Origin of the sequence: Reyranella humidisoli, assembly GCF_019039055.1 — a bacterium.
Taxonomy (GTDB): Bacteria; Pseudomonadota; Alphaproteobacteria; order Reyranellales; family Reyranellaceae; genus Reyranella; species Reyranella humidisoli.
Genome location: NZ_JAHOPB010000001.1, coordinates 3,216,791 through 3,242,699, shown reverse-complemented (window position 1 = coordinate 3,242,699; position 25,909 = coordinate 3,216,791). Strand labels below are relative to the sequence as shown.

The following is a 25,909-nucleotide window of genomic DNA, read 5'->3' as shown; positions in this document are numbered from 1 at the left end:
CTCCTCCGCTTTCTGCTAAGGAACACCGATGGACCTGACCGCGCAACGGGAACTCGCCCGCCTCCTCGCCATGCTCCGCCGCGAACATCGCGGCCAGAGCGGCCTCGCCCCGCATCTCGTGCCGCCGGACAAGGCGACGGCTTATCGGATCGCCGGCATGGTCGCCGAGGAGTTGGGCTGGCCTGTGCTCGGCTGGAAGATCGCGGCGATGAAGGAGGAGATGCAGCAGGCTCTGCGGACCGATTCGCCGATCTACGGCCGAGTCTATTTCCTGAAGGAAACGCCGCACAGCGCCGTGCATGCAGCGCTTGCAAGCCCGATCCCCGAGGTCGAGTACCAGGCGAAGCTGGGCCGCGATCTGCCGCCGCGCGACAAGCCCTACACGGTCGAGGAAGTCACCGACGCGGTCGCGTCGCTTCATCCGGGGCTTGAACTCGCGGAATGCCGCTTCATTCACGACGAGTCGTTCCCGCCCCTGCCCGCCGTCCTGGCCGACGGCGCCGGCTCCGGCACGATCGTCTATGGTCCCGCCATCGAGGATTGGCGCAACCGGGACATTCCGGGACAGGAGGCGACGCTCTCGTCCAATGGCCGCCTGCGCCGCAAGGGCACGGCCGCCGCCGCACTCGACCATCCGATGGTGCCGCTCACCTGGCTCGCCAACGAACTGTCGCGCACCGGCGTCGGCATGAAGGAAGGCCAGATGGTCAGCACCGGCACGCTCACCGGCATGCTGGCGCCCAAGCCCGGCGAGACGTTCCTGGCCGACTTCGGCCCGTTCGGCTCGGTGACCGTCTCGATCACCTAGCGTCTTTCCGAGTACGATAGAATCACCAACACCAACCTCATGCTGAGGAGCGCTCCGCAGGAGCGCGTCTCGAAGCATGGGCACGAGCACCACGTCTGTTGCCGATCCTTCGAGACGCGGCCTGCGGCCGCTCCTCAGGATGAGGTGTGCGGGTCGATCGGAAGCGGAAACACTCTAAGAAACGTGTCATCCCGAGACGCAGCCGAGGGATCCTTCAGGCCCAGGAAGGATCCCTCGCTTCGCTCGGGATGACACGAGTGTCCTACTTCGTGAACACCATCGCCTTGTCGCGCACCGAGCCATGGCGAAGGGTGAGCAGGTCGAGCACGTAGTTCTGGTAGAGTTTCCACGGCCGCTTGCTGCCTTGCTTGGGCTGATGCGGCAGCGCGCGCTGGATGTAGCCGGAGGAGAAGTTGACCCACGGCTCCTCGGTAAGCGTCGGGTCGCTGCTGTGCGGCGTCGCCTGCCTGAAGCCCTTGCGGTCCATGTAGTTCAGCAGGCGGCAGACATATTCGCAGACGAGATCGGCCTTCAGCGTCCACGAGGCGTTGGTGTAGCCGAACACCGCCGCGAGGTTCGGCACGTCCGAATACATCATGCCCTTGTAGATCATGGTGTCGGAGGGCTTCACCGGCTTGCCGTCCACGACCAGTTTTGCGCCGCCGAGCGGCTGCACCACGAGACCGGTCGCCGTCACGACCACATCGGCCTCCAGCTCCGTACCCGACTTCAGCCTGATGCCCTTCTCCGTGAAGGTCTCGATCGTGTCGGTCACGACCGAGGCCTTGTTCTTGCGGATGGCGCGGAAGAGATCGGCATCGGGCACCAGGCAGAGCCGCTGGTCCCAGGGATTGTATTTCGGCGTGAAGTGCGTGGCGACGTCGTAGTCCGGTCCGAGCATCTGGCGCACGCCGCCCAGGATCAGGCTCTTCACCTTCTCCGGCTTGCGCTTGCACATCTGATAGAAATACATGCCGAGCAGGACGTTCTTCCAGCGCGTCAGCATGTAGGCGAGCTTGAGCGGCAGCCGGCGCCGCAGCTTGTTCGCGATCGGGTCCTGCGCCGGCCGTGCCACGACGTAGGTCGGCGAGCGCTGAAGCATGGTGACGTGCGCCGCGGTCTCGGCCATCGACGGCACGACCGTCACGGCGGTGGCGCCGCTGCCGATCACCACCACCTTCTTGCCGGCATAGTCGAGATCCTGCGGCCAGTGCTGAGGATGCACGACCCGGCCCTTGAAACCATCGATGCCCGGGAACTCCGGCAGGTAGCCTGCCTCGTAGCGATAGTAGCCGCTGCACATCCAGAGGAAGCCGCAGGAGATGAACACGCGCTCGTCGCCGCGTTCGATCTCGAGCGTCCACTTCGCATCCGGGGTCGACCAGGAAGCGCCGACGACGCGATGGCCGTAGCGGATGCGGCGGTCGATGCCGTGGTCGCTCGCGACCTCGCGAATGTAGCTCAGGATCGCAGGACCGTCGGCGATGGCCTTGGGGTCCTTCCAAGGGCGGAACCGATAGCCGAGCGTGTACATGTCGGAATCGGAACGGACGCCGGGGTAGCGAAACAGGTCCCACGTGCCGCCGCTCGCGGCACGCCCCTCGAGGATGGCGTAGCTCTTGCCCGGGCAATTCTTCTGCAGGTGCCAGGCGGCGCCGATGCCCGAAAGCCCGGCGCCGACGATCAGTACGTCGAAATGTTCAGAGGCTGTGCGGCTCTGCGAAGCCGGGGCGATGATCGTATCCATCCCGACTTCATTGCGGAAACCATTCCGACTGGCAACTCGCCTTTCCGCACCCCTCCAGGCACCGCTACAGGGCGGCCGTGACGATGATCTCGATCAGGTCGCCTTCGGGCATTACCGACTGCACGAAGGAGCGGACCGGGCCTTGGTTGGCCGGCATCCAGGTCGCCCAGGCCTCGTCGAAGGCCGGCTTGTTGTCGTGGTCGGTAACGACGATCTCAGCCTTCACGATGCGCGTGCGGTCGAGGCCGGCGTCCTTCAGATAGCCGTCGATCACACCCAGCGCGCCCAGCGTCTGCACGCGGATGTCCTGCGTACGGTCCGGCGACGTCGCCACACCCCACAGGAATCCACCACCGCCCGGTAGGCGGTAGATCGCGACCGACGATTTGGCCGGCACCCGCGGGTTGGGAACGCGGGTGATGTCGTTGGTACTCATGTTTTCACTCCTGGCGGGTCACCGGGCATTATGACTCCGGCGCGACCGCCGATGAACAGGGATGCACAGCCGATCAGGGTGACGAGGGCGGCGATGACGAAGCCCGGCCCGTAGCCGCCGAACCCATCGCGCAGGAAGCCGAACAGGGCGGGCCCGAGCGCCGAGGTAAGCTGGATCACGGTGGCAGCCGTGCCATAGGTGGTGCCGAAGGCCGCCGCGCCGAACTCGCGGCGTACGACGACCGGACCCAGCGTCGTCACATGGCCGATGCCATAGCCATAGACCAGGCTCGCCACGACGAGGACCGGCACGGTGGGCCAGAACGCGATGGCCAGCAGCGAGGCCGCCTGCGCGATCATGACGAAGCAGCCCAGCCGCCGCGCGTTCACGCGATCGACGATGCGCGCCAGGATCAGGCGGCCAACGAACGCGGACAAGCCCGCCGCGCTGACCAGCATTCCGGCCCCCGCCCGTCCCAGCAGCGGCTCGGCCAGGGCCACATGATGGGTGATGAAGCCGATCTGGATGGTGAGGCCCAGCGCAAAGGCCACGGTAGCGCTCCACAGCAGCAGGCGTCGATTGGCGGCCGTGGCGATCGGCGCGAGGTGGAGTATCGGCGGTGCGTCCTTTCGCGGGGCCTCGCCATCGCGCGGCAGGCCGAGATCGGCCGGGCCGCGATAGCGCAGGACGATGCCGATCAGCGGACCGAGCAGCGATACCGCGACGACGCTGGCGACGATCAGTCCTCGCCCGAGGCCGAGCTCGCCGATGGAGAGCAGCAGCAGCGGCACGCCCGCAATGGCGCCCACGCTCGCCCCCATGATGGCGAGCGTCATCGACCGGCCCTGATGGCGCTCGAACCACGGCGCGACCGTCGTGGTGATGCCCGTCATCGAGAGCGTCGACCAACCGAAGCCGAGCAGCACGAAGCAGGGATAGAGCTGCCAAGACGCGCTCACCTGTCCGATCAGCGCCACGCCCGCCGCCATGCAGGCCAGGCCCAGCAACAGCACGGGGCGCGGCCCAAACCGGTCGATGCTGCGGCCCACGACGCGCTGGATGCTGGCACTCACGAGGAAGAACACGGTGATCGCCGAAGCGACCTCGGCGATCGGCCAGCCGTGCGCCGACGTCACGGCCTGGAGGTACACGCTGGAGCCGAAAAGTCCGAGCGACCAGGCCACGGCGGCAATGACGAAGCAGGCTCCGACGACCCGCCAGCCATGGAACAGGGCGCTCAACTCGACCTGTCCCGATGCGGCGGGACGAATTCACCAGGGCCGCTTCCTTGCAACTTCATGTTTGCGGCACCTTATAGGAGGGAGCAGCATTCGTGCCAGCGGGCTGGGCGAGCGCGTTGAGTTCGCGCCCTGTCCCGTATCCGCGGAATCGCCAGGAGGATTTCATGCCCACAAGTGTCAAGCAGATGATGGAGGCCGCCAACGCCGTCGTGCCGAAGATCACTCCGGCCGAGGCCAAGGACATGATCGCCAAGGGCAACACGCTCGTGGTCGACGTGCGCGACACCGCCGAGGTCGCCAACAGCGGCAAGGTCGCGAACGCGGTCAACGTCTCGCGCGGCATGCTGGAGTTCCGCGCCGATCCCGACTCGCCCTACCACGACAAGGCCTTCGACAAGTCCAGGACCGTAATCGTCTACTGCGCCTCGGGAGGCCGTGCCGCGCTCAGCGGCAAGGTCCTGAAGGATTTCGGATTCGCAAATGTCTTCAACCTCGGTGGCTTCAAGGACTGGGTCGATAGCGGTGGATCGGTCGACAAGGCCTGAGGCCTACTTCTCTGCGAACTTGAGCTGCTGTATCGCCGTCAGCAGCTTGGTGATCTGATTGCGCTGATCCTCGTCGATCGGCTTGTCGTCCGGCAGCGGCTGGAGCAGCAGTTCCACGTCCTCGAGTTGCTTGACCAGATTGTAGGCTTTGTTGGTCTTTTCCTTCTCTCCCCCCGCCAGCATCGGATAGACCGTCAGGTAGAGCGAGGCGAGGCTGCGGTTCTGCAGCTCCGGCGTGAGGGGGATCGCGCTCTTGAAGACACCGGCCAGCGCGGCCTTGGCCTCGCCGACCGTCTTGGCCCGGCGCAGCAGGAAACTCATCCCGTCCAGCCGGTGTTCGATCTCGAAGCGATGATTGATCAGGTCGGCCTGGTTCTTCTGCGCGATCTCGTGCTCGTGCTGGACCTGCTGCAGGAAAGCCGCGCCGCCGGTGAGAACCACGGAAGACAAAAGCCACATGCCGACGGAGCTGTTCAGGAATTCATAGACCTTCGAGCCGAATCCCGGAGCCGGCGACGGCGCAGGCTCCGCCGCGGGCTTGGCCGCTTCCTGTTCGAGGGACATGCGGATCGAATGGCGATAGCGCTCCTCGGCCGCGATGCGCTTCATCTCTTCTTCGGTCAGCATCGCCCGCTCCTACTCCTTCATGAAGGCGTTGAGATCGGGCGTCGGCACAGCACGGTCGAGATAGGAGAAGGTACCCTTGTCCTTCACCTCGGTGGCGGCCTCGATCAGGCCGGCCATCGCGGCGCGATACAGCGAGGTGGCGAGGCTGATCCGCTTCACGCCGGCCGCCTCCAGCTCGGCCTTGCTGAACGACTTGCCCCTGATGCCGACCATGAAGTTGAAGGGCTTGCGCAGCGCGCCGCAGACCTTCTTCACCGAGGCGAGATCGGGCAGGCCCGGCGCGAAAAGCACATCCGCACCCGCCGCCTCGAAGGCCTGCAGGCGCTTGATGACGTCGCCCAGGTCCGGCTTGCCGCGCAAAAAGCCTTCTGCACGCGCCGTCAGAACGAACGGGACCGGCAGCGAACGCGCCGCCTCCACCGCCGCCTTGATGCGCATCGTGGCCGTGTCGATGTCGAACAGCGGCTGATCCGGGTTGCCGGTGGCATCCTCGATCGAACCACCGACCAGACCGATGCCGACGGCCTGGCGGATCGTCTCGGCGGCGTCGTTGGGCGAATCCCCGAAACCCTTCTCGAGATCGGCAGCCACCGGCAGGTCGGTGGCGTTCACGATCAGCCGCGCATTGGCCAGCGCCTCCTCACGCGTCACCTTGCCGTCCCGCTTGCCCAGTACGCCGGCCTTGGCGCCGCTCGAACTGGCCAGCGCCTCGAACCCGAGACCGGCCAGCACGCGCGCCGAGCCCGCGTCCCAGGGGTTGGCAATGACGAAGGCGCCCGGTGCGTCATGGAGCGCACGAAATTTGCGGGCCTTCTCGGCCTGGCTGACACTCATGGACAATTCCCCGTACTCGAAAATGCGCCGCAGTTTGTCCCGCACGCGCGCTTCAGGGCAATCGAGATTATTTCGGCGGAGCCTGTCTGGGTTCAGGCGTGCGTTTGCGGCGCCATCGCGTGTAGGGCAGCGTGATCACCACCGAAATCGCGATATAGACCGAGATCACGATGGCGACGCGCGCCCCCGGCATCGACGTCGCCACGACGACGGCGACGCCGATATGTCGGGTCGCGCACGCCACGGCGAGCGCGGTGCGGTCCTCCTCTTTCGGTCCGCCCACCAGATGGCCGATGACCAGCGCCATCAGGATCAGCACGGCCAGGGCCGCAACGCCCTGCCAATTGACCTCGAGCACGATGTGCCAGTTCACCGCGAGCAGGACGAGTGCGGTCAGCGCGAGGAACAGCCCGGCGACACCGACCAGCCGGCCGCCGGTCCACGCGGCGAACCTCGGAAACAGCCACCGCACCGCCATGCCGGCCAGCAACGGCAGGAAGAACGATTCGCCCAGGATCAGCGCGGCCCGTTCCGGCGCCAAATGCGGCAACCGCGGAAACAGCGGCACGAGGATTTCGAGCCACACCGGCACGAGGATCACCGCCAGTACCGAGGAGACGACGACGAGGCTGAAGATGTAGGCGCCGTCGCCGATGCCGAGCAGCTTGCGCGGGAGCAGCGGCGCGCCGGCCGAAACCGCGAGCACGAGCAGGCCCGCCTCCACGCCCGGCGACAGCGGCAACAGTTTGACCAGCGCGAGCGCTGCCAGCGGCACCAGCACGTACATCGCCAGTACGGAGCGCAACAGCAGGGCGGGATGGCGAAACAGGCGAACCGCGTCACGCGGCGTGGAGTCGAGGCCGATGCCAAAGATGATCACGGTCACGATCACCTTCAGCAGGACAAGCAACGCAACGGTCACGACGCGACTCTATGCGGCTTCGGGTGAAGTAATAGTCTCACCTCGTCCGCTTATCGCAGGGGCAACGGATACATCAGGCTGCCCTTGCTCGGCCCCGCCAGGACCAGCACGCGCGTGATCACCCTGACCTTCATCGTCATTCCCCCGAGTTCGCGCACTCGTTGGGTATCACAGAATCTGCAGTCAAACATCAATTACTCTCTGCGGCATCCCGCGTGCACTGGCGTTGGCGTGCCAAAGAGCTAGCCGGGCCAAATTGGGGCAAATCTATCGGCCCGGACACCGCGACCAGGGCCGCAGCCATCACCTGCTACAATCCAGGCAACGGCTGGGACAAAGCCGATACAACGCCCCCGTAATGCGGCTGGCCTAGCCCGGCCAGGGCAGCGACCAGGTCTTCACGTTGGTGAAGCTCTTCATCGCTTCCAGCACGCCTTCCTTGTAGCCCAGCCCTGAATCCTTGATGCCGCCGAACGGCGACATCTCGATGCGGTAACCGGGCACTTCCCAGACGTTCACCGTCCCGACCTGCAGTTCGTCGACGAACTTCGTGATGTAGTCGAGACGATCCGTGCAGACGCCCGACGACAGGCCGTAGGCCGTGCCGTTGGAGACCTGGATGGCGTGGTGGATATCCTTGACGCGAATGATCGGGATTGCCGGCCCGAACGTCTCCTCGCGCACCAGCTCGGCCTGCGGATCGACATGGTCGACCACGGTCGGCGGGAAGAGCGCGCCCTGGCGGTCGTTACCGTGCAGCAGCTTCGCGCCATGCCTGGCCACCGCCTCGCTGACGCGGTTCTGGAAGAGCGTGGCGGCGCGCTCGTGGATCACGGTGCCGACATCGGTCTCGGGATCGAGCGGGTCGCCGGCCTTCAGCTTCTTCGCTTTGGCGAGAACGCGCTCGACGAAGGCATCGGCCACCTTGTCGACGACCAGGATGCGCTTCACCGCGGTGCAGCGCTGGCCGGAATTCTTGGTGGCACCGGCGACGGCCAGTTCGGCCGCCTTGTCGAGGTCGGCATCCTCCATGACGATCAGCGGGTCGTTGCCGCCCAGCTCGAGGACGATGCGCTTGTAGCCCGCCTTCTCGGCGATGTACTTGCCGACCCGGACCGAGCCCGTGAAGGTCACGAGATCGGCGCGCGGATCGACGATCATCGCGTCGCCGATGTCCGACGGATTGCCCGTGATCACCGACAGCATCTCCGGCGGCAGGCCCGCCTCATAGAGCGTGTCGGCCAGGAACAGCGCGGTGAGCGGCGTCAGCTCGGTCGGCTTCAGCACGACGCAGTTGTTGGTCGCGAAGGCCGGCGCCAGCTTGTGCGCGACCATGTTGAGCGGATGGTTGAACGGCGTGATCGCCGAGATGGCGTTCAGCGGCTGGCGCAGGGTGAAGATTTTGCGCGACTTGCCGTGCGGGGTGAGATCGCAGGAAAAGGTCTGCCCGTCGTCCAGCATGCAGAGCTGGCCCGCGAAGGTGAACACGTCGTAGGCGCGCCCGACCTCGTAGAGCGAGTCCTTGAGGCAAAGGCCCGACTCCAGCGTGATCAGGCGCGACAGCTCTTCCTTGCGCGAGACCAGCAGGTCGGCCGTCTTCAGCAGGATCTGCTGGCGCTGGTAGCGCGTCAGCTTGGGCTTGTAGTCGTGAGCGATCTGGAAGGCCTCTGCCACCAGCTCGGGCGTGGCGCGCGGCACGGTACCGACCAGACGGTTGTCCCAGGGGAAGCGCACTTCGAGCCGCGCCTTGGTCTCGACCTTCTTCCCGGCGATGCGGAGATATTCGTGCCGGACGTCGGAGCCTGCCCGCTCGCTCTTAGTCGTGATCGTGTCCATGGTCAGGTCTCTCAGGCGACGAGGTTGAGGGCGAGATCGAAGGCGTCGAAGTTGCGCCAGCGATGCGAAGCGGCTGCCGCGCCGTCCGCGAGCTTGCGGTTGCACAACAGCGGGACGCGCTGCTCGGAGATGCCGCCATGGCTGCGCAGCGGCTCGGTGAGGCCCGAGAGATCGTGCCGCGAGGCCGAGGTGCCCAGCACCTTGTGCTGGGTCGAGACGACGATGAGATCGCCCAGGCGATCCGCCGGCAGCTCGAACTTGGCGGCCGCCTCCTCCTTGGTCAGCGCCGCCTCGATGCCCGGCATCGCCTTCAGCTTCGCGGCCCACTCCGTCGGATTGGTGCAATAGACGACCGCGAAGGAGCCGAGCGCGCCGTGATGCACGACATAGGGATCGGTGATCGGCAGGATGACGCGGGCCTTGTCCTTGCCCACCCAGCCGTCGAACACGTCCTGAAGGTAGATGACGTCGGGCTGGCCGTCGCTGCCGAACTTGGCGTTCATGCCGTGGTCGGCGGTGACGACGATGGTGCAGCCCATGGCGTCGAGCTTGCCGAGATAGCCGTCCATCATGGCGTAGAAGGCATTGGCGACCGGCGTGCCCGGCGCCTGCTTGTGCTGGATGTAGTCGGTGGTCGACAGATACATGATCTGCGGCCGGTCGCGCTCCATCAGCTTGACGCCAGCCGCGAACACGAACTCCGAAAGGCCGGCGCTGTAAACGTCGGGCACACCCATGCCGACCAGCTCGTTCACATGGTCGATGCCGTTTTCGGCCAGGGTCGCCTTGTCGGACTTCTCCGACGAGAAGGAGCAGGCCTTGCCGGCGCCGAGTTCCAGGCCCTTGCCCAGCAGGCCGCGCAGCTTGTCCTTGGCGGTGACGACGGCGATGCGGCAGCCGGCGCGCTGGAAGGCCGGAAACAGCGTCTCGATCCGCAGGAACTTCGGATCGTTCATCATCACTTCCTTGCCCGTATCGGGATCGAGGAAATAGTTGCCGCAGATGCCGTGGACGGACGGCGGGCGGCCGGTGACGATCGAGAGATTGTTCGGGTTGGTGAAGCTCGGCACCACGCAGTCGCCGATCAGGTTGGTGCCCTCTTTGAGCACCCGGGCGAACCACGGCGCCTGGCCCGCCTCGACGGCGCGCTCGATATAGCCCGGCTCCGAGCCGTCGACGCATACGACGACGATCGGTTGCTTGGGCAGGCGGTAGCTGCGGCCGTTGACGGAGATGTCGCCGCCGCTGACGTTGATGCTGTCGGGTGCCATATTTCTTTCCCTACTCTGCCGCCAGCGCCGGACCGCCGTTGGTGACCCGCATCTCGTCCAGGACCTCGCGCACCGCCGCCAGGGCGCCGCGCATATGGTCGGGATAGAGCCGGCCGATGCAGCCCATGCGGAACGAATCTGCCACGGTGAGCTTGCCCGGATAGATCACATAGCCGCGGTCCTTGAGCCCGTCATAGAAATTCTGGAAGACGAACTTAGGATCGGTCGGCATGTGGAAGGTGATGATGATCGGCGCCTGAAGGTCATTCGGCAGAAGCGTCTGAAAACCCATGGCGCGCATGCCGTCGATCAGCACCTTGGCGTTTTCGCGGTAGCGCTTGCCGCGTCCCGCTACGCCGCCCTCGGCCGCATGCTCCTCGATCGCCTTGCCTAGCGCCACGATGACGTGGATCGGCGGCGTAAAGCGGTACTGGCCGGTCTTGGCGAAGCCTTCGGCCTGGTCATGCAGGTCGAGCACCAGGGTCGTGGCGTTGCCCTTGCACTCGGCGAGCGCGCTGCTGCGGCAGACGACGAAGCCGAGGCCCGGCACGCCTTCCAGGCACTTGTTCGAGGACGCCGCGAGCGCGTCATAATGGACGCTGCGCGCATCGATCTCGATCGCGCCGAAGGCCGACATCGAATCGACCAGCAGGCGGCGACCTTGCTTCTTCACCAGCGCGGCGAGGTCGGCGATCGGATTGAGAATGCCCGAGGTCGTCTCGCAATGAACGGCGAAGACATGGGTGATGGCCGGATCGGCAACCAGCATCGCCTCCAGCTTCGCGAGGTCGGGCGGCGTGTCCTCCGGCGTCTCGTAGGTTGCCACCGCCCGACCGGCAATCTCGGCAATCTTCTTCGCGCGCTGGCCATAGGCGCCGTTGATGACGACCAGCAGCTTGCCGGTCTTCGGCACGAAGCTGGTGATCATCGCCTCGACGGCGAATGTGCCGGAGCCCTGGACGGGCACGGTGACGTGCGTTCCCTGAGCACCCGCGAGTTCGACGATCTTCTCCAGCACCATCTTGTTGATGGCGATGAAGCCCTGATCGCGGGAGCCCCAATCGTGGACCATGGCCTGCTTCACGCTGGCCGAGGTGGTGAGCGGGCCCGGCGTCAGCAGCAGCGGATCGCCGGTTTCGGAAGCAGCAGGCTTGGTGGTCATGGGGCGAATGATCGTCTCGCGGTTTCTATCCGTCCAGTATATAATCCGTATGTTAACTATTGGTTTTCTATATATGACGCCAACGCAACTCCGCGCCTTCCACCTCGTGGCCGAGGCCGGCTCCTTCTCCGCCGCCGCCCGCGCCGCCGGCCTCAGCCAGCCCAATCTCTCGGGCCAGGTGACGGCGTTGGAAAAGGCCTATGGCGTGCGCCTGTTCGACCGGCGCGGTCGCAGCGTGACGCCCACCGAAACCGGCCGCCAGCTGCATGGCGTGACGACTCGCCTGTTCGCCCTTCAAGACGAGGCGCAGGCGCTGCTGCTGGGCGAGCGGGCGCTGACGCGCGGACATCTCCGCATCGCCGCCGACTCCGCGCACCATGTCGTGCCGATCATGGCTGCGTTGCGCAAACGGGCGGGCGGCCTCACCTTCGCGCTGTCGATCGACAATTCCGCCGTCGTACTGGAGCGCCTGCTGCGCCACGAAGCCGATGTCGCAGTGATGGCCAAAAGCCTTTCAGATCCACGCCTGCACGCCGTCCGTCTGCGTACCGACCGCTTGGTCCTGTTCGCACCCGCGGGCCACGCGCTCGCCAAACGCGGCCGCACGCCCCTCTCCGCGCTCAACGACCAGGAGCTGGTATTGCGAGAGCGCGGCTCGATCACGCGCGAAGTGCTTGAGCAGGCGATGGCGGCGGCCGATATCAGGCCGGCCTCCATCGTCGAGGTGCAGACCCGCGAAGGCGTGCGCGAGGCAGTGGCGGCAGGGTTCGGCGTCGGCGCAGTGTTCGCAAGCGAACTGGGCGAGGATCGCCGCTTCCGGCGCATCGTGATCACCGACCAGGATCTCGCCGTCGCGGAATATGCCGTGTGCCTGCAGGAGCGTCGGCGCGTTGCGCTCGTTCGAGCCTTCATGGACGAAGCGACGCGACTTGCGTCCTGAAAAGCATGCACCGTAACAAATCCGTCAAAAAACTTTCATCGTTCAAGGGCGAGGCGTAGGATTCCGCGATCATGCAGGGCATCGATACGATCCTGAACGTGCTGGGCAGCGTCTGCCTGCTGCTGTGGGGCGTGCGCATGGTGCGCACGGGCCTGACGCGCGCCTTCGGGGCCACCCTGCGTCGCGCCATCGGCGCCTGTTCGCGCAACCGCTTCTCGGCCTTCGCCGGCGGCATGCTGCTGACGGGCATCCTGCAGTCCAGCACCGCGACCGCCCTGCTGCTCGCCTCCTTCGCCGGTCGCGGGCTGATCTCCCTCTCGATCGGCCTCGCGGTGATGCTGGGGGCCAATGTCGGCACGACACTGACGGCCCAGATCCTGTCCTTCCCGCTGGGCTGGATCTCGCCGCTGATGATCGCGGCCGGCGTCATCGCCTTCCTGTCGAACAGTTCGGACCGCGCGCGCCATCTCGGCCGCGTCGCGATCGGCCTCGGCCTGATGCTGCTGTCGCTTCACCTGCTGGAAGCCGCCGCCCTGCCGCTGCGCAACGCCCCGGCCTTCGTTGCGGTCCTGGCGGGACTGCAGGACGAATATGTCATGGCGGTCCTGGTCGCGGCCGCCGCCACTTGGTTCATCCACTCCAGCCTGTCGACCGTGCTGCTGGTCATGTCGTTCGCCACGAGCGGCATCATCGACCCCAAGCTCGGCATGGCGATGGTGATCGGCGCCAACATCGGCGGCGCGATCGCCCCCTACTTCGACCAGGCCGCGACCGACAAAGAGGCACGGCGCCTGCCACTCGGCAACCTCATCACGCGCGTGCTGGTCGGCCTCGCGCTTCTGCCGTTCCTGGGCCAGCTCCACCATTGGCTGATGATGCTCGATCCGGCGCCCGGCCGCCTGCTGGTGAACTTCCATACGGCCTTCAGCGTCGTGGCCGCGATCGTCTTCCTGCCGCTGATCGATCCCGTGGCCGCGCTGTGTCGCCGCCTGGTGCCCGACCGCCCCCAGGCTGACGACCCGGGCAAGCCGCGCAACCTCGATCCCAACGTGCTCGATACGCCGGCCGAGGCGCTGGCCTGCGCCATGCGCGAGACGCTCAATCTCGGCGACAAGGTCGCCGACATGCTGCGCCAGACGATGGACGTTTTCGAGCGCAACGACGCGCGCGCCATGAAGTCGATCGAGGCCGCGGACGATGCGGTCGACAGTCTTTACGAGGCGATCAAACTCTACCTCATCCAGACCTCACGCACCGAACTCGGCGAGGAGGACGGCCGGCGCTACGTCGAGATCCTGACCTTCGTGACCAATCTCGAACATGCCGGCGACATCATCGACAAGAACCTGATGGAACTGGCCGCCAAGAAGATCAGGAATCGCTACGCCTTCTCCGCCGAGGGCACGGCGGAGCTGCGCGCCTTCCATGCCCGCGTGCTCGACAATCTCAGGCTGGCGCTGAACGTGTTCACAACCCGCGACATCACCCTGGCCCGCCGACTGGTCGCCGAGAAAACCGCGATGCGCGAGGCCGAGGCACGCGCGGCCGACAGCCACTATGCCCGCCTGCGCGAGGGCCGGCCGGAATCGATCGAGACCAGCTCCATCCACATGGACGTGGTCCGCGACCTCAAGCGCATCAACGGCCACCTGGCAACGGTGGCCTACCCGATCCTCGAGGCGGCGGGAGAACTGGCCGAGACGCGCCTCAAGACGACGGATCAGCCCCTGATTCGCAACCCGCTGGGATCGTAGGGCGCGCGCAGAGAGACCTTTGCGGCGAACCGCGTGCCGGCCAGGTCGACCTCGAAGCGTCCGCTCTCCAGCCAGGCCGTGTCGATCGCCGCGCCGTCGGCGCGCTTTACGTAGCCGAGGCCCACCGAAGCGCGGAGCGTGTGGCCGTAGCCGGCCGAGGTGAGATCGCCGACCGACTTGCCGTCGCGCAGCAGCGCCTCGCCGCCCCATAGGAGCGGCTCGCCATCTTCCAGAACCACGGAAACGAGCCGTCTCGCGAGTGGCTTGCCCCTGGCTTCCAGAAGTGCCTTCTGGCCGATGAAGCCGCCCGGCTTGTCGAGCTTCACCGCCCAGCCGAGGCCCGCGTGGAACGGCGTGTCGTCGGGCGTCAACTCGCGGCCCCAGGCACGGTAGCCCTTCTCCAGTCGCAGCGTCTCGACGGCGTAGTAGCCGGCATCGCGCAGGCCGAACTCGGCGCCGGCCTCGTGCAGCGTCTCGAACACCGTGACGGCGAATTCCACCGGGACGTACAGTTCCCAGCCCAGTTCGCCCATGTAGGTGCGGCGCGAGGCCAGGACCGTGGCGTAGCCGACCCCGATCTCGCGAATGGTGGCGAACGGAAAGCCCTCGTTTGAAAGATCGGCCTTGCTGACCTTCTGCAGCAGCTCGCGGCTCTTCGGTCCCATGATCGACAGCACCGTCCAGCCCGACGTCACGTCGGTCAGCACGGCATTGGCGTCCGGCGACATGTGACGGCTGAGCCAATCCATATCGCGCATCGGCTGGGCCGAGCCGGTGATGACCAGGAACTTGTCGCGGGCGAGGCGCGCGATGGTGAGATCGCTCTCGAAGGTACCGCGCTCGTTCAGCACGCCGGTATAGACCGTGCGGCCGACCGGCACGGCGACGTCGTTGGCGCAAAGTCGTTGCAGCACAGCTTCGGCATCGCGCCCCTGCACCAGCAGCTTTCCGAACGAGGTCTCGTCGGTGATCGTGACGCCTTCGCGCGTCGCGCGATGCTCGGCGGCGACGGCATCGAACCAGCCACCGGGGGCGCCGCGACCCCAGCCATATTGCATGTCGGGCGTCTTGCCGGCGCCCGCGAACCAGTTGGGCCGTTCCCAGCCCATCTTGTTGCCGAAACACGCGCCGCGCGCCTTGAGGCGGTCGTAGAGCGGCGAGCGGCGGAACGGGCGGCCGCTCTCCTGCTCGCGCTGCGGCCACGGCATCTTGTAGTGAAGGCCGAGCGTCTCGGCGACGCGGCTGCGCAGCCAGGCATCGTTGCCGTGAAAGCCCGCGAAGCGCCGGATGTCGACGGGCCAGAGGTCCATCGTCGGCTCGCCGGCCACGATCCATTCGGCCAGTGCCATGCCGGCGCCGCCGGAGCTGGCGATACCCATCGAGTTGAACCCGGCACCGACATAAAAGCCGCGAAGCTGCGGCGCCTCGCCCAGGATGTAGTTCAGGTCGGGCGTGAAGCTCTCCGGCCCGTTCATGAAGGTCTTGATGCCGGTCTTCTCCAGCGACGGCACGCGGATCAACGCGTTATCCATCAGGATCTGGAATTGGTCCCAGTCGTCGGGCAGCATGCCGAACTCGAAATCGTCGGGAATGACGTCCTTGTTCCACGGCTTGGCGTCGGGCTCGAAGCCGCCCATCAGCAGGCCGCCGACCTCTTCCTTGAAGTAGATGTAGCCGTCGGGATCGCGCATGACCGGCAAGTCGCGCGGCACGCCCTCCATCTTCTCCGTGACGATGTACATGTGCTCGCAGGAATAGAGCGGCACGGTCACGCCGACCATGCGGCCGAGTTGGCGCGCCCACTGGCCGCCGCAGTTCACGACGATCTCGGCCTTGATCGGGCCTTCGGTCGTCTGCACGCCGGTGACTCGCGGCCCCGACGGAGCGTCCTCCGTCTCGATCGCCGTGACGCGGGTCTTTTCGAAGATGCGAACGCCGCCGTTGCGCGCGCCTTTGGCCAGCGCCTGCGTGATGTCGGTCGGGTTCGCCTTGCCGTCGCCCGGCAACCAGACCGCGCCCACCAGATCGTCGGTCCGCATGATGGGATACTTGTCACCGGCCTGGCTCGGCGTCAGCGGCTCGCACACGACGCCCTGCGCGTTGGCCATGGCAACGGAGCGGCGCAGGAGCGTCATGCGCTCCTCGGTGCGCGCCACGGTGAGCGAACCACACTGCTTCCAGCCGGTCGCGAGCCCGGTCTCGGCTTCGAGTTTCGAATAGAGCTCGGTGCTGTAGCGGATCAGCCGCGTCAGGTTCTGGTAGCTGCGCAACTGGCCGACCAGGCCCGCCGCATGCCAGGTCGTGCCGCCGCTCAGGCGTCCCTGCTCCAGCAGGACGACGTCCTTCCAGCCGTGCTTGGCCAGATGATAGGCCGTCGAGCAGCCCATGATGCCGCCGCCGACGATGACGACCCGGGCCTGGGTGGGAAAATCAGCCATCACAGTCTCCCGGCAACAGCGGCCTCGTACATCCTGCGCATCTCGGGCACGCCCGCCTTGACGGGATTGCCGCCGGCGGTCGGATCGACCGCGGCCATTTCCGAGAACCGGTCGAGATGCTCGACCTTCACGCCGAGTTCGGCCAGCGTGTGGGGGATGCCGACCTCGCGCCGCAGGTCGAGCGTCCACTGCATGAAGCCCTCGAACGTCGGGGCGCGCAGGTCGAGCCAGCGCGCGAGGCGAACGACCTTGTCCTCAATGGCGGCCCGATTGAACTGCACCACGTAGGGCATCGCGACCGCATTGGTGAGACCATGATGGGTGTCGAGCACCGCGCCGACCGGATGGGACAGCGAGTGGATGGCACCCAGTCCCTTCTGGAAGGCCGTCGAGCCCATCTGCGAGGCCGCCAGCATGTGACCGCGGGCCTCGATGTCCCGCCCGTCCCTGACGGCGCGCGCAAGATTCTCCTTCACCAGGCGCATGCCTTCGACGGCGATGCCTTCCGCGTAAGGGTGATAGCCCGGCGCGCAATAGGCCTCGAAGCAATGGATGAACGCATCCATGCCGGTGCCGGCCGTGAGCTTCGCCGGCAGGCCGACCGTCAGCTCGGGATCGGCAATGACCAGTTGCGGCATCATCTTCGGATGGAAGATCACCTTCTTGGTGTGCGTCTCGGCATTGGTGATCACCGAGGCTCGGCCGGTCTCGGAGCCGGTGCCGGCGGTGGTCGGCACGGCAATCGAGGGATAGATGCCGGCCGGATTGGCCCGCGTGTACCAGTCGCCGATATCCTCGAAATCCCACAGCGGCCGCGTCTGCCCCGCCATGAAAGCGATGGCCTTGCCGGTGTCGATGCCCGAGCCGCCGCCCCAGGCGATAACGCCGTCATGCTTGCCCGCGCGCAGAACCCGGACTCCGGCTTCGACGTTCGCGGCCACCGGATTGGGCTTCACGTCGCTGAACACCGCGACCTCGATCCCCGCCTTCCGCAACGCCAGCGTCGCCTCCGAGATCATGGGGAGTTTGGCCAGCCCCGGGTCGGTGACGAGCAGCGGCCGCTTCAGTCCCACGGCCTTGCAGGCATCTGGAAGTTCGCGGATTCGTCCTGCGCCGAAGCGGATAGCGGTCGGAAAGTTCCAGTTGCCGACAAGAGACATCAGATGATTTCCATGTAGCGGTCGAGTTCCCAGTCCGTGATGGCCTTGCGGAACTCCCGCTCTTCCCATTCGCGTGTTGCGGAATAATGATCGACGAAGGCGTCGCCGAAGAGATCGCGCGCGGGCTTCGAGGCCTTGAGCCGACCGGCCGCCTCCATCAGCGTTCGCGGAAGCTGCGATTTCGCCGGATGCTTCTTCTCATAGGAATTGCCCGTGACCGGCTCACCCGGATCGATGCCGTTCTCGATACCCCAGAGGCCCGAGCCGATGGCCGCGGCGATCGCCAGATAGGGATTGGCGTCGGCCGCAGCCACGCGATACTCGACCCGCGTCGACTTGGCCGAGCCCGGAATGACCCTCAGCGACGTCGTGCGATTCTCGACACCCCAGGTCGAGGCGGTCGGCGCCCAGAAGCCGGGAATGAGGCGACGATAGGAATTCACGTTCGACGCGACCATGCCCAGCAGTTCGGGCATCAACGCCCCCTGGCCGCCGACGAACTGGCGCATCGTCTTGCTCATGCGGTGCGGCGCCTTCTCGTCGAAGAAGACCGGCTTGCCGGCCTTCCACAGCGACATGTGCATGTGCCCGCCGCAGCCCGGCCAGTCCTTCGACCACTTGGCCATGAAGGTGGCGAGCCAGCCGCGCTTCTGCGCCAGCACCTTGGTGAAGATCTTGAACAGCGCGGCCTTGTCGGTCGCGGCCAGTGCATCGTCGACGCGCAGCGCGGCCTCGAGCACTCCCGCGCCGGTCTCCGTGTGCAGCCCCTCGATGCCCATGTCCATCGCCTCGCACATCGCGAGCAGGTCCTCGTACCACTCGGACAGGACCGAGTTGCGCAGCACCGAGTAACCGAAGAAGCCGGGCGAGATCGGCTTCAGGTTGCGATAGCCCTTCTCGCGGATCGATTCCGGGGTCTCGGCGAAGACGAAGAACTCGTACTCGAAGCCGACCTTCACCTCGAAACCGAGTTTCTTCGCCCGCGCCAGCACCCGGCGAAGCGTGCCGCGCGGGCAGATTTCCTCGGCCTTGTCCACAAACTCGCAGAGGAACATCAGGTTGCCGGGCTCGGTCGCGATCTCGCGGCAGGTTTCCGGCAGGATGCGCACGCTGGCGTCGGGATAGCCCGTGTGCCAGCCGGTGTAGGTGACGTTGTCGTAGAGCTGGTCGTTCATGTCCCAGCCCAGCACCACGTCGCAGAAGCCGAAGCCTCCCTCGAGGGCGGAGCGGAACTTGTCGACGTGGATGTACTTGCCGCGAAGGATGCCGTCGATGTCGTGGACGCCCACCTTTACGTGGGTGAGCCCGCGCTGCTTGACGATCTTCAGCGCATCGGCCGCCGTCCTGACCTGCCGCGGTTCCATTCAGTTCCCCTCGTTGCCCCGAGGGGCAGACTAGCTGCTGAGGTAGCGCGGAAGCCAGAGGGCAATGTCGGGGAAAACGGCGATGAGCATCGTGAACAGGACCATGATCGCGAGATAGGGCAAGGTCACGCGCGCGATGTAGCCCAGGCCGTCTTCTGTCAGGCCCTGGATCACGAAGAGGTTGAAACCGACCGGCGGGGTGATCTGCGCCATTTCCACCACCAGCACGAGGAACACACCGAACCAGATCGGATCGAACCCGGCGGCCTTCACGATTGGCATGACGATCGGCAGGGTCATCACGATCATGCTGAACCCGTCGAGGAAGCAGCCGAGGATCAGGTAGAAGACGATCAGCGCTACGATCAGCATGAACGGTGACAGGCCGAGGCTCTTCACGAACTCTGCGACCGCCGCCGGAATACCGAGGAAGGCCGCGGCGCTGCCCAGGATCGAGGCACCCAGCACGATCAGCGCGATCATGGCGCAGGTCTGCACCGAGCCGATGGCGATCGCCTTGAGGGCCGCTCGCGGCAGTTCCCGCTGGATGCCGGCCACGACCAGCGCGCCCAGCACGCCCACCGCGGCGGCTTCGGACGGCGTTGCCAGGCCGCCATACATGGAGCCGAGCACGCACAGGATCAGGAAGACCGCCGGTCCCAGTTCGCGGATCGAGGTCAGGAATTCGGCGGGCGTGGCGACACGCACCTTGCGTTCGCTCGCAGGGATCAGCTCGGGCTTGAGCGCCGTATGGAGCATGATCCAGCCCATGAAGCCGCCGGCGAGCAGGACACCCGGAATGAAGCCCGCGGTGAAGAGCTTGGCGATGGAAACGTCGCCCAGCACGCCGTAGATGATCATGATGTTGGAGGGCGGGATCAGGAAGCCCAAAGTACCGGCGCCGGCAAGCGACCCGACAGCCACATCCTTCGAGTAGCCGCGCTTCAGGAGCTCCGACAACGAGATGCGGCCCACCACCTGGGTCGTCGCCGCCGAGGAGCCGGAGATCGCCGCGAAGATCGTGCAGCCGATGACGTTCACGTGGAGCAGGCGCCCCGGCAGCAGCGCGGCCCACGGCGACAGGCCTCGGAACAGCGTCTGCGACAGCCGCGTCCGGAACAGGATCTCGCCCATGATGATGAACAGCGGCAGGGCCAGCAGTTCCTGGGTCGTCAGGATGTTCCAGGTGTACTGCGCGAGCAGCTTGTCGAGCGGGATGTCGCGGAAGACCGCCAGGAGGACGGTGCCGGTGACGGCGAGCGTCCAGCCGATCCACAGGCCGCCCGCCAGGAAGGCGAACAGCACGACGAACATGGTGATGACGATTTCGAGCATCGCAGCTAACTCACGCGCAGGTCATTCGACGGTCATTCGGCGACCGAGCCGGCCCGCATGTTCACGTCCTCGAGCGGCAGGCCGAACAGGGCCTGAAAGAAACGCGCGACGAACTGCATCACCAGGAGAATGATGCCGAACGTCACGAGGGCTTGGGGAATCCACAGCGGCGTGGCGCTCGAAATCGACACCTGGTCCGACGTGAAGCTGCGCCAGGTGAAATTCACCATCGCCACCGCGAGATAGCCGGAGAAGGCAACCCCGAGCGCGGCCAGGACGGTCTCCATCCAGCGCCGCACCTGCGGCGACACCCGCGCCACGACCAGCGTGACGCGGATATGACCGCCGGCCCGCAGCGTCATGGCAGCGCCGAAGGTGAAGGCCGCCGCCATCAGGTAGGAGCTGTACTCCCAGGCGACCGGAATATCGGAAGGCACCCAGGGAAAGATGTCCGACAGGGCGCGCAACAGCACCTCGCCGAGCATCAGGCAGGTGAGCGCCACCAGGCAGGCGGCGCCCATCCAGCCATCTAGACGACCCAGGACGTCGATCCCGTCGAGGAAGGCGCGCAGCGGCTGCGGCGCGCCCGCGTTGGGATTCGGACCGTGGCCGCTCACCCGCGCTTCATCTCGGCGAGGTAGGCCTTGATCGGCTTCTCCGCCGCCGGGACGCGCTTGTAGAACTCGGCGATCATCGGCGCGGTCTTCTTCTGCAGATCAGCCGTCATCGCCGCCGACGGGATCACGAGCTGCATGCCGCCGGCGATCAGCTTGGCGTTGCTATCCTTGTCGGCCTGCAGCGACGAGGCCCAGAACTCCGGCTCCAGCTTCTTGGCGAGGTCGACGATGATCTTCTGGTTGGCCGGCGAGATCTTCTTCCAGGTGTCGTTGTTGATCGTGACGATCTCCGACGACCACGCATGATTGGTCTGGTGGAAGAACTTGAGGAACTCCCAGAACTTGCCGTCGACGGCCGACACCGACGAGGTCGACACGCCGGAGACGGCGCCTGACGACAGCGCCGCGATGGTCTCGCCCCATGGGATCAGCGCCGGCGCCATGCCGATGGCGCTGCACATTTCCTGGGCGTTCTTGTCGGGCACGCGGATCTTGATGCCCTTGAGCGCATCGAGCGATTCAGCCTTGACCTTGAGATGCAGGTACTGCGTCGGCCACGGCACCGTGTAGAGCATCGTCTGGTTGTTCTTCTGCAGCACCTTCTCGAACTCGGGCCGGATGTACTTGTGAAGTACCTTCAGCTCCTCGATGTTGTTCGAGATGAAGGGGATGCCCTCGATGCCGAAGATCGGCTCGTCACCGATCTGCTGGATGTTCAGGATGTCGGCCATCGGCACGAGGCCGTCCCGCACCGCCCGCATCTGCTCGGGGCCCTTGAAGCCGAGCTGCCCACCCGCTTTCACGTCGATGTCGACGGCGCCGTTCGTCGCCTTCTTCACCTCTTCGGCGAAGCGCTTGACGTTGACCGTGTGGAAGTTGCCGTCCGGCCAAACCGTCGCCAGCGGCAGCTTGAGGGCCGCCTGCCCCATCACCACGGCCGGCGCGCCGACCATTGCCATCGCACCGACACCCACGCCCGCCTTCAAGGCATTCCTGCGTCCAAGCTTCATCGAAACCCCCATTGTGATCAGGTTGAACCCGTCCCCGTATCCAGCCGCTGCCTTACTCTGCTGCCTGCGGCGGCTTGAATTCATAAATCTTCTCGGCCGTCTCGCTCGTGATCAGGCCGTCGGCCAAGTCGTTGGCGACCTGCGTGCGATCGCGGTCGCGCGGCACGCCGATGCCGGCACCGCCCGGCGTCAGGACCATCAACCGTTCGCCCGGCGGGATCAGCTGGAAGCCCTTGCCCTTCAGCGGCTGACCGGACTTGAGCGCCACCACGCCCGCCTCGCCGTCGCCGCCACCGTCGCGCCCCCGCGCCGGATAGTCGATGCGGTCGAAGGCCGCGAGCAGGTCGAACGGCTCGTCGATGCCGCTCTCGATCTCCATGATCTGCCCCAGCCCGCCGCGCGTGCGGCCGGCGCCGCCCGAATCGGGACGGAATTCCTTGCGCCAGAAGATCAGTGGCGTCTGCGTCTCGGCGATCTCCACCGGCGTACCGCGCACGCCGCTGGGATAGGCGGTGGCCGACAGGCCATCCTTGTCGGGACGCGCACCGGTGCCGCCGTTGGAGGTGATGGCCATGCCAAATCCGTAGTTGCCGCCCTCGCCACCCTTCACGCGCCCGCGCACGTTGATGTTCCACAGGCACGACGTGCCCTCGGCCGGCACGCGGTCCGGCACGACCTGGCGCAGGCAGCCGAAGGTCACGTCGGGCAGCATCTGGCCGATGACGTGGCGTGAGGCGACGGCGGTAGGCTTCGGCGCGTTCAGAATGCAGCCCTCCGGCGCCGACACGGTCAGCGGCTCGAGCGATCCGGCATTGTTCGGAATGTGCGTGGAGACCACGCAGCCCAGGCCGAACACGGTGTAGGCCGTCGTATAGGCATGCGGCACGTTGATCCCGCGCCGCGACACGCCCGTGGTGCCGCTGTAGTCGACATGGATCCCGGTATCGGAAATGGTCAGCGTGGCCTCGAGGGTCACCGGCTCGTCGTAGCCGTCGACCGTCATGCTGTTGTGCCAGGTGCCCTTGGGCAGCTTGGCGATCTCCGCCAGCACCGCCTCGCGCGAGCGGGCGATGACATGGTCGCCGAGCTGGTCCAGCGAGTCGATTTCGAACTCGTCCATCATCTCGACGAGCCGGCGAGCGCCGACGTCGTTGCAGGCGGCCAGGGAGTAGACGTCGCCCTCGGTGTCGACCGGCTGGCGCGTATTGGCGCGGATCATCGCCATCAGCGTCTCGTTGGTCTTGCCCTGGTCGAACAGCTTCAGCATGGGGATGTAGAGCCCCTCCATGAACACGTCGGTCGCGTCGGGACCGAAGCCGATGCCGCCGATGTCCATCAGATGGCTGGTGCAGGAGAACAGCGCCACCAGCTTGCCGTTGCGGAAGCACGGCGTGGTGATGACGAAGTCGTTGAGATGGCCGGTGCCCATCCAGGGGTCGTTGGTGATGTAGGCGTCGCCCGGCTTCATCGTCTCGATCGGGAAATAACGCAGGAAGTGCTTCACCGATTCGGCCATCGAGTTCACATGGCCGGGCGTGCCGGTCACGGCCTGGGCCAGCATGCGGCCCTGCAGGTCGAAGACGCCAGCTGAGAGGTCCCCGCATTCGCGCACGATCGGGCTGAAGGCCGTGCGCATCAGCGTCTGCGCCTGCTCCTCCACCACCGCGATCAGGCGGTTCCACATGATCTGCAGGTCGATCAGGCCGACGCTGTTGGACTGGCTCATGGGTTGCTCCTCACGCGTCCTTGCGTTCCATGACGATACAGCCGGACGCATCGATATGCGCGGCAAAACTGGCCGAGATGTAGGTCGAGGTCTCGTCCTCGGCCACGATCGCCGGTCCGGCGAAGACGCTGCCGGGCGGCAGCTTTTCCCGGCGATAGACGGGCACGTCGGCGGTCTTGCCGCTGCGGCCGTCGAACACCGGCCGCCGGCCGACCGGCTGGGGCACCGGGGCGCTGCCCGCCTTGCCCTGCAGCTCAGGCTGCTTGGCCTCGGTGGAGACCTGAACCGACCAGCTCAGGATCTCGATGGCCGCGTTGGGGATGTGGCGCTCGAACAGGACGCCATAGTCGCGCTCATAGGCTTCGCGCAGGGCATCCGTATCGCCCACGGTCAGCGACCGCTGCGGCAGCGTCACCATGATCTCGTGGCCCTGGCCGACATAGCGCATGAAGGCGACGCGCCGCTCGAAGGTCGGCAGGCCGCGTGCGCCCGGCGCCACCAGAGCCGTCGCCTCCTGGCTCATCTCTTCAAGAAGCTCGCTGGCCCCCGCCGCATCGAACGCGTCGAGGCGCATGTAGCGGCTGCGCACGAGCTCGAACGACACCGGCGCCGCGAGGAAGCCGACCGCCGAACCGACGCCGGCATTGGGCGGAACGATCACGCGCTGGACGCCAATCTTCTCGGCTACTCTCGCGGCGTGGAGCGGCGCGCCGCCGCCGAAGGCGATCAACGTGTACTGGTTCACGACAGAGCCTCGCTCCACCGCATGCACACGTGCTGCACTCGCCATGTTCTCCGACACCATCTCGTAGACGGCGTAGGCGCCCATTTCAGTGGAAAGGCCGATGCCCTCGGCTACGTCACGCTCGACGGCGCCACGAGCCGCGTCGATATCGAGCGCGATCGAGCCACCGGCGAAATGCGCGGGATCGATCGTGCCAAGGACGACATTGGCGTCTGTCACGGCGGGATGCCGGCCGCCGCGTCCGTAGCAGGCCGGGCCGGGCTCGGCGCCGGCGCTCTCGGGTCCGACGGTGACACGCTTCAGCGCATCGAGCCTGGCGATCGAGCCGCCGCCCGCGCCGATCTCAACCATCTCGATCACGGGGATGCGCACGGGCAGGCCGGAGCCCTTGAGGAAGCGGGCTGCACGGTCGACCTCGAACAGCCGCGCGGTGTGCGGCTGGTAGTCGTCGATCAGGCAAATCTTGGCCGTGGTGCCACCCATGTCGTAGGAGAGCGCACGCTTCTCGCCGGCGCGCGCCGCCACGCCCGCAGCAAAAATCGCGCCGCCGGCCGGGCCCGATTCGACCAGCCGCACCGGGAAGCGCCGCGCCGTTTCGATGGCAGTGAGCCCGCCGCCCGACGTCACCAGGTAGATCGTGCCGGTGAACTTCCCCTCGGCCAGGGCCGCCTGCATGCGAGCGAGATAGGAATCCATCAGCGGCTGGATGTAGGCGTTGGCAACGGCCGTCGAGGTGCGCTCGTACTCGCGGACCTCGGGACAGACCTCGCTCGACAGAGTCACCCGGAGGTCCGGCAACTCAGCCTTGAGTATTTCGCGCACGCGGCGCTCGTGTGCGGGGTTCACATAGGAGTGCATGAAGGCCACGGCCACGCTCTCGATGCCCTGGATCCGGAGCGTCGCGGCCAGCGCCTTCACAGCGCCCTCGTCGAGTGCCAGCCGGACCTTGCCATGAACGTCCATGCGCTCGGGGATCGTGTAGCGCAGGGCGCGCGGCACCAGCGGCTTCGGCTTCTCGATTGAGAGATCGTACTGGTCGTAGCGACTTTCGTTGGCGATATCGAGGACGTCGCGGAAGCCCTCGGTGGCGATCAGAGCGGTACGCGCGCCGCGGCGTTCGATGATGGCATTGGTGGCAAGCGTGGTGCCATGGACGAAAACCGTGACGTCGGCGAAGCCCTTGCCCGCATCCCGAAGAATGAGACGCATGCCGTCCAGGACCGCCTCCTCCGGGCGCTGGGGTGTCGTCAGCAGCTTGCGCGTTATCCGACGGTTTCCTTCTTCCAACACGACATCCGTGAACGTGCCGCCGATGTCGACGGCAATGCGCAAATCGCTGACCACCTTGTTGCAAACCTCTTCATCCGGGAGAGACCGGCACGGTAGACCGG

The 25,909-nt window shown here is 66.2% G+C and carries 21 protein-coding genes; 4 read left to right on the top strand and 17 right to left on the bottom strand.

Going from position 1 to position 25,909, the window contains the following annotated elements; translation table 11 throughout:
• Positions 1-28 precede the first annotated feature (28 nt).
• Positions 29-808, top strand: a complete 780-nt coding sequence (locus KQ910_RS15760; RefSeq protein ID WP_216962144.1) for a 2-keto-4-pentenoate hydratase — start codon at positions 29-31, stop codon at positions 806-808.
• 262 nt (positions 809-1,070) lie between these two features.
• Here the strand turns inward: KQ910_RS15760 and KQ910_RS15755 are convergent, their stop codons facing one another.
• The 3 genes from KQ910_RS15755 to KQ910_RS15745 all read right to left on the bottom strand — a co-directional run bounded on the left by KQ910_RS15755 (position 1,071) and on the right by KQ910_RS15745 (position 4,232).
• The gene (locus tag KQ910_RS15755) at positions 1,071-2,555 is read right to left on the bottom strand and encodes a flavin-containing monooxygenase (RefSeq protein ID WP_216962142.1); all 1,485 of its coding nucleotides are present in this window, start codon (positions 2,553-2,555) and stop codon (positions 1,071-1,073) included.
• A 64-nt stretch (positions 2,556-2,619) separates the two neighbouring features.
• A complete protein-coding gene (locus KQ910_RS15750) occupies positions 2,620-2,991 on the bottom strand; it encodes a Rid family hydrolase (RefSeq protein ID WP_216962139.1) in 372 nt (123 codons plus the stop codon).
• Complete coding sequence (locus KQ910_RS15745; RefSeq protein ID WP_216962136.1) at positions 2,988-4,232, bottom strand: MFS transporter; 1,245 nt, start codon at positions 4,230-4,232, stop codon at positions 2,988-2,990. Before KQ910_RS15745 ends, KQ910_RS15750 begins: the two co-directional genes overlap by 4 nt.
• 164 nt (positions 4,233-4,396) lie before the next feature.
• Here KQ910_RS15745 and KQ910_RS15740 point away from each other — a divergent pair, with 164 nt between their 5' ends.
• Positions 4,397-4,777, top strand: a complete 381-nt coding sequence (locus tag KQ910_RS15740; protein WP_216962133.1) for a rhodanese-like domain-containing protein — start codon at positions 4,397-4,399, stop codon at positions 4,775-4,777.
• 3 nt (positions 4,778-4,780) lie between these two features.
• On the opposite strand, the gene KQ910_RS15735 is transcribed toward KQ910_RS15740, so the two are convergent.
• The 6 genes from KQ910_RS15735 to KQ910_RS15710 form a co-directional block, all read right to left on the bottom strand.
• Positions 4,781-5,404 (bottom strand): hypothetical protein, encoded by a 624-nt coding sequence (locus KQ910_RS15735; protein ID WP_216962131.1) that lies wholly within the window; start codon positions 5,402-5,404, stop codon positions 4,781-4,783.
• A 9-nt stretch (positions 5,405-5,413) separates the two neighbouring features.
• Positions 5,414-6,238, bottom strand: coding sequence for an isocitrate lyase/PEP mutase family protein (locus KQ910_RS15730; RefSeq protein WP_216962128.1), 825 nt, complete (start codon positions 6,236-6,238; stop codon positions 5,414-5,416).
• A gap of 67 nt (positions 6,239-6,305) precedes the next feature.
• The gene (locus KQ910_RS15725) at positions 6,306-7,160 is read right to left on the bottom strand and encodes a bile acid:sodium symporter family protein (RefSeq protein ID WP_216962124.1); all 855 of its coding nucleotides are present in this window, start codon (positions 7,158-7,160) and stop codon (positions 6,306-6,308) included.
• Between the two features lie 369 nt (positions 7,161-7,529).
• The gene (gene phnY / locus KQ910_RS15720; RefSeq protein WP_216962122.1) at positions 7,530-8,996 is read right to left on the bottom strand and encodes a phosphonoacetaldehyde dehydrogenase; all 1,467 of its coding nucleotides are present in this window, start codon (positions 8,994-8,996) and stop codon (positions 7,530-7,532) included.
• A gap of 11 nt (positions 8,997-9,007) precedes the next feature.
• The gene (phnA, locus tag KQ910_RS15715) at positions 9,008-10,267 is read right to left on the bottom strand and encodes a phosphonoacetate hydrolase (RefSeq protein ID WP_216962118.1); all 1,260 of its coding nucleotides are present in this window, start codon (positions 10,265-10,267) and stop codon (positions 9,008-9,010) included.
• A 10-nt stretch (positions 10,268-10,277) separates the two neighbouring features.
• A complete protein-coding gene (locus tag KQ910_RS15710) occupies positions 10,278-11,429 on the bottom strand; it encodes a 2-aminoethylphosphonate--pyruvate transaminase (RefSeq protein ID WP_216962115.1) in 1,152 nt (383 codons plus the stop codon).
• A 73-nt stretch (positions 11,430-11,502) separates the two neighbouring features.
• On the opposite strand from KQ910_RS15710, the gene KQ910_RS15705 reads away from it, so the two are divergent.
• The gene (locus tag KQ910_RS15705; protein ID WP_216962113.1) at positions 11,503-12,369 is read left to right on the top strand and encodes a LysR substrate-binding domain-containing protein; all 867 of its coding nucleotides are present in this window, start codon (positions 11,503-11,505) and stop codon (positions 12,367-12,369) included.
• 71 nt (positions 12,370-12,440) lie between these two features.
• Positions 12,441-14,123, top strand: a complete 1,683-nt coding sequence (locus KQ910_RS15700) for a Na/Pi cotransporter family protein (protein WP_216962109.1) — start codon at positions 12,441-12,443, stop codon at positions 14,121-14,123.
• Here KQ910_RS15700 and KQ910_RS15695 read toward each other — a convergent pair.
• From KQ910_RS15695 to KQ910_RS15660, 8 genes are read right to left on the bottom strand one after another with little or no spacing between them, the layout of a single operon-like run.
• The gene (locus tag KQ910_RS15695; protein WP_216962107.1) at positions 14,090-16,564 is read right to left on the bottom strand and encodes a GcvT family protein; all 2,475 of its coding nucleotides are present in this window, start codon (positions 16,562-16,564) and stop codon (positions 14,090-14,092) included. The two genes, KQ910_RS15700 and KQ910_RS15695, sit on opposite strands and share 34 nt — an antisense overlap.
• Positions 16,561-17,724: an iron-containing alcohol dehydrogenase gene (locus KQ910_RS15690; protein ID WP_439653329.1), complete on the bottom strand. Its 1,164-nt coding sequence runs from the start codon at positions 17,722-17,724 to the stop codon at positions 16,561-16,563. The genes KQ910_RS15695 and KQ910_RS15690 overlap by 4 nt, the downstream gene beginning before the upstream one ends.
• Positions 17,721-19,085, bottom strand: coding sequence for a glutamine synthetase family protein (locus KQ910_RS15685; RefSeq protein WP_216962103.1), 1,365 nt, complete (start codon positions 19,083-19,085; stop codon positions 17,721-17,723). Before KQ910_RS15685 ends, KQ910_RS15690 begins: the two co-directional genes overlap by 4 nt.
• Positions 19,086-19,115: 30 nt before the next feature.
• Positions 19,116-20,420 carry a TRAP transporter large permease gene (locus tag KQ910_RS15680; protein ID WP_216962101.1) on the bottom strand — a complete coding sequence of 435 codons (1,305 nt, stop codon included), beginning with the start codon at positions 20,418-20,420 and terminating at the stop codon, positions 19,116-19,118.
• A 32-nt stretch (positions 20,421-20,452) separates the two neighbouring features.
• Positions 20,453-21,037: a TRAP transporter small permease subunit gene (locus KQ910_RS15675; protein WP_369408350.1), complete on the bottom strand. Its 585-nt coding sequence runs from the start codon at positions 21,035-21,037 to the stop codon at positions 20,453-20,455.
• Positions 21,034-22,047, bottom strand: coding sequence for a TRAP transporter substrate-binding protein (locus tag KQ910_RS15670; protein WP_229600419.1), 1,014 nt, complete (start codon positions 22,045-22,047; stop codon positions 21,034-21,036). Before KQ910_RS15670 ends, KQ910_RS15675 begins: the two co-directional genes overlap by 4 nt.
• 52 nt (positions 22,048-22,099) lie before the next feature.
• A complete protein-coding gene (locus KQ910_RS15665; RefSeq protein WP_216962099.1) occupies positions 22,100-23,773 on the bottom strand; it encodes a hydantoinase B/oxoprolinase family protein in 1,674 nt (557 codons plus the stop codon).
• A 10-nt stretch (positions 23,774-23,783) separates the two neighbouring features.
• Positions 23,784-25,862, bottom strand: coding sequence for a hydantoinase/oxoprolinase family protein (locus tag KQ910_RS15660; RefSeq protein ID WP_216962098.1), 2,079 nt, complete (start codon positions 25,860-25,862; stop codon positions 23,784-23,786).
• Between the last annotated feature and the right edge of the window lie 47 nt (positions 25,863-25,909).

What these genes read in the sequence shown, in the direction of transcription:
- KQ910_RS15760 (WP_216962144.1), top strand. Translation starts at nt 29, where the DNA reads ATGGACCTGACCGCGCAACGGGAACTCGCCCGCCTCCTCGCCATGCTC.
- KQ910_RS15755 (WP_216962142.1), bottom strand. Translation starts at nt 2,555, where the DNA reads ATGGATACGATCATCGCCCCGGCTTCGCAGAGCCGCACAGCCTCTGAA.
- KQ910_RS15750 (WP_216962139.1), bottom strand. Translation starts at nt 2,991, where the DNA reads ATGAGTACCAACGACATCACCCGCGTTCCCAACCCGCGGGTGCCGGCC.
- KQ910_RS15740 (WP_216962133.1), top strand. Translation starts at nt 4,397, where the DNA reads ATGCCCACAAGTGTCAAGCAGATGATGGAGGCCGCCAACGCCGTCGTG.
- KQ910_RS15735 (WP_216962131.1), bottom strand. Translation starts at nt 5,404, where the DNA reads ATGCTGACCGAAGAAGAGATGAAGCGCATCGCGGCCGAGGAGCGCTAT.
- KQ910_RS15730 (WP_216962128.1), bottom strand. Translation starts at nt 6,238, where the DNA reads ATGAGTGTCAGCCAGGCCGAGAAGGCCCGCAAATTTCGTGCGCTCCAT.
- phnY (WP_216962122.1), bottom strand. Translation starts at nt 8,996, where the DNA reads ATGGACACGATCACGACTAAGAGCGAGCGGGCAGGCTCCGACGTCCGG.
- phnA (WP_216962118.1), bottom strand. Translation starts at nt 10,267, where the DNA reads ATGGCACCCGACAGCATCAACGTCAGCGGCGGCGACATCTCCGTCAAC.
- KQ910_RS15710 (WP_216962115.1), bottom strand. Translation starts at nt 11,429, where the DNA reads ATGACCACCAAGCCTGCTGCTTCCGAAACCGGCGATCCGCTGCTGCTG.
- KQ910_RS15705 (WP_216962113.1), top strand. Translation starts at nt 11,503, where the DNA reads ATGACGCCAACGCAACTCCGCGCCTTCCACCTCGTGGCCGAGGCCGGC.
- KQ910_RS15700 (WP_216962109.1), top strand. Translation starts at nt 12,441, where the DNA reads ATGCAGGGCATCGATACGATCCTGAACGTGCTGGGCAGCGTCTGCCTG.
- KQ910_RS15685 (WP_216962103.1), bottom strand. Translation starts at nt 19,085, where the DNA reads ATGGAACCGCGGCAGGTCAGGACGGCGGCCGATGCGCTGAAGATCGTC.
- KQ910_RS15680 (WP_216962101.1), bottom strand. Translation starts at nt 20,420, where the DNA reads ATGCTCGAAATCGTCATCACCATGTTCGTCGTGCTGTTCGCCTTCCTG.
- KQ910_RS15670 (WP_229600419.1), bottom strand. Translation starts at nt 22,047, where the DNA reads ATGAAGCTTGGACGCAGGAATGCCTTGAAGGCGGGCGTGGGTGTCGGT.
- KQ910_RS15665 (WP_216962099.1), bottom strand. Translation starts at nt 23,773, where the DNA reads ATGAGCCAGTCCAACAGCGTCGGCCTGATCGACCTGCAGATCATGTGG.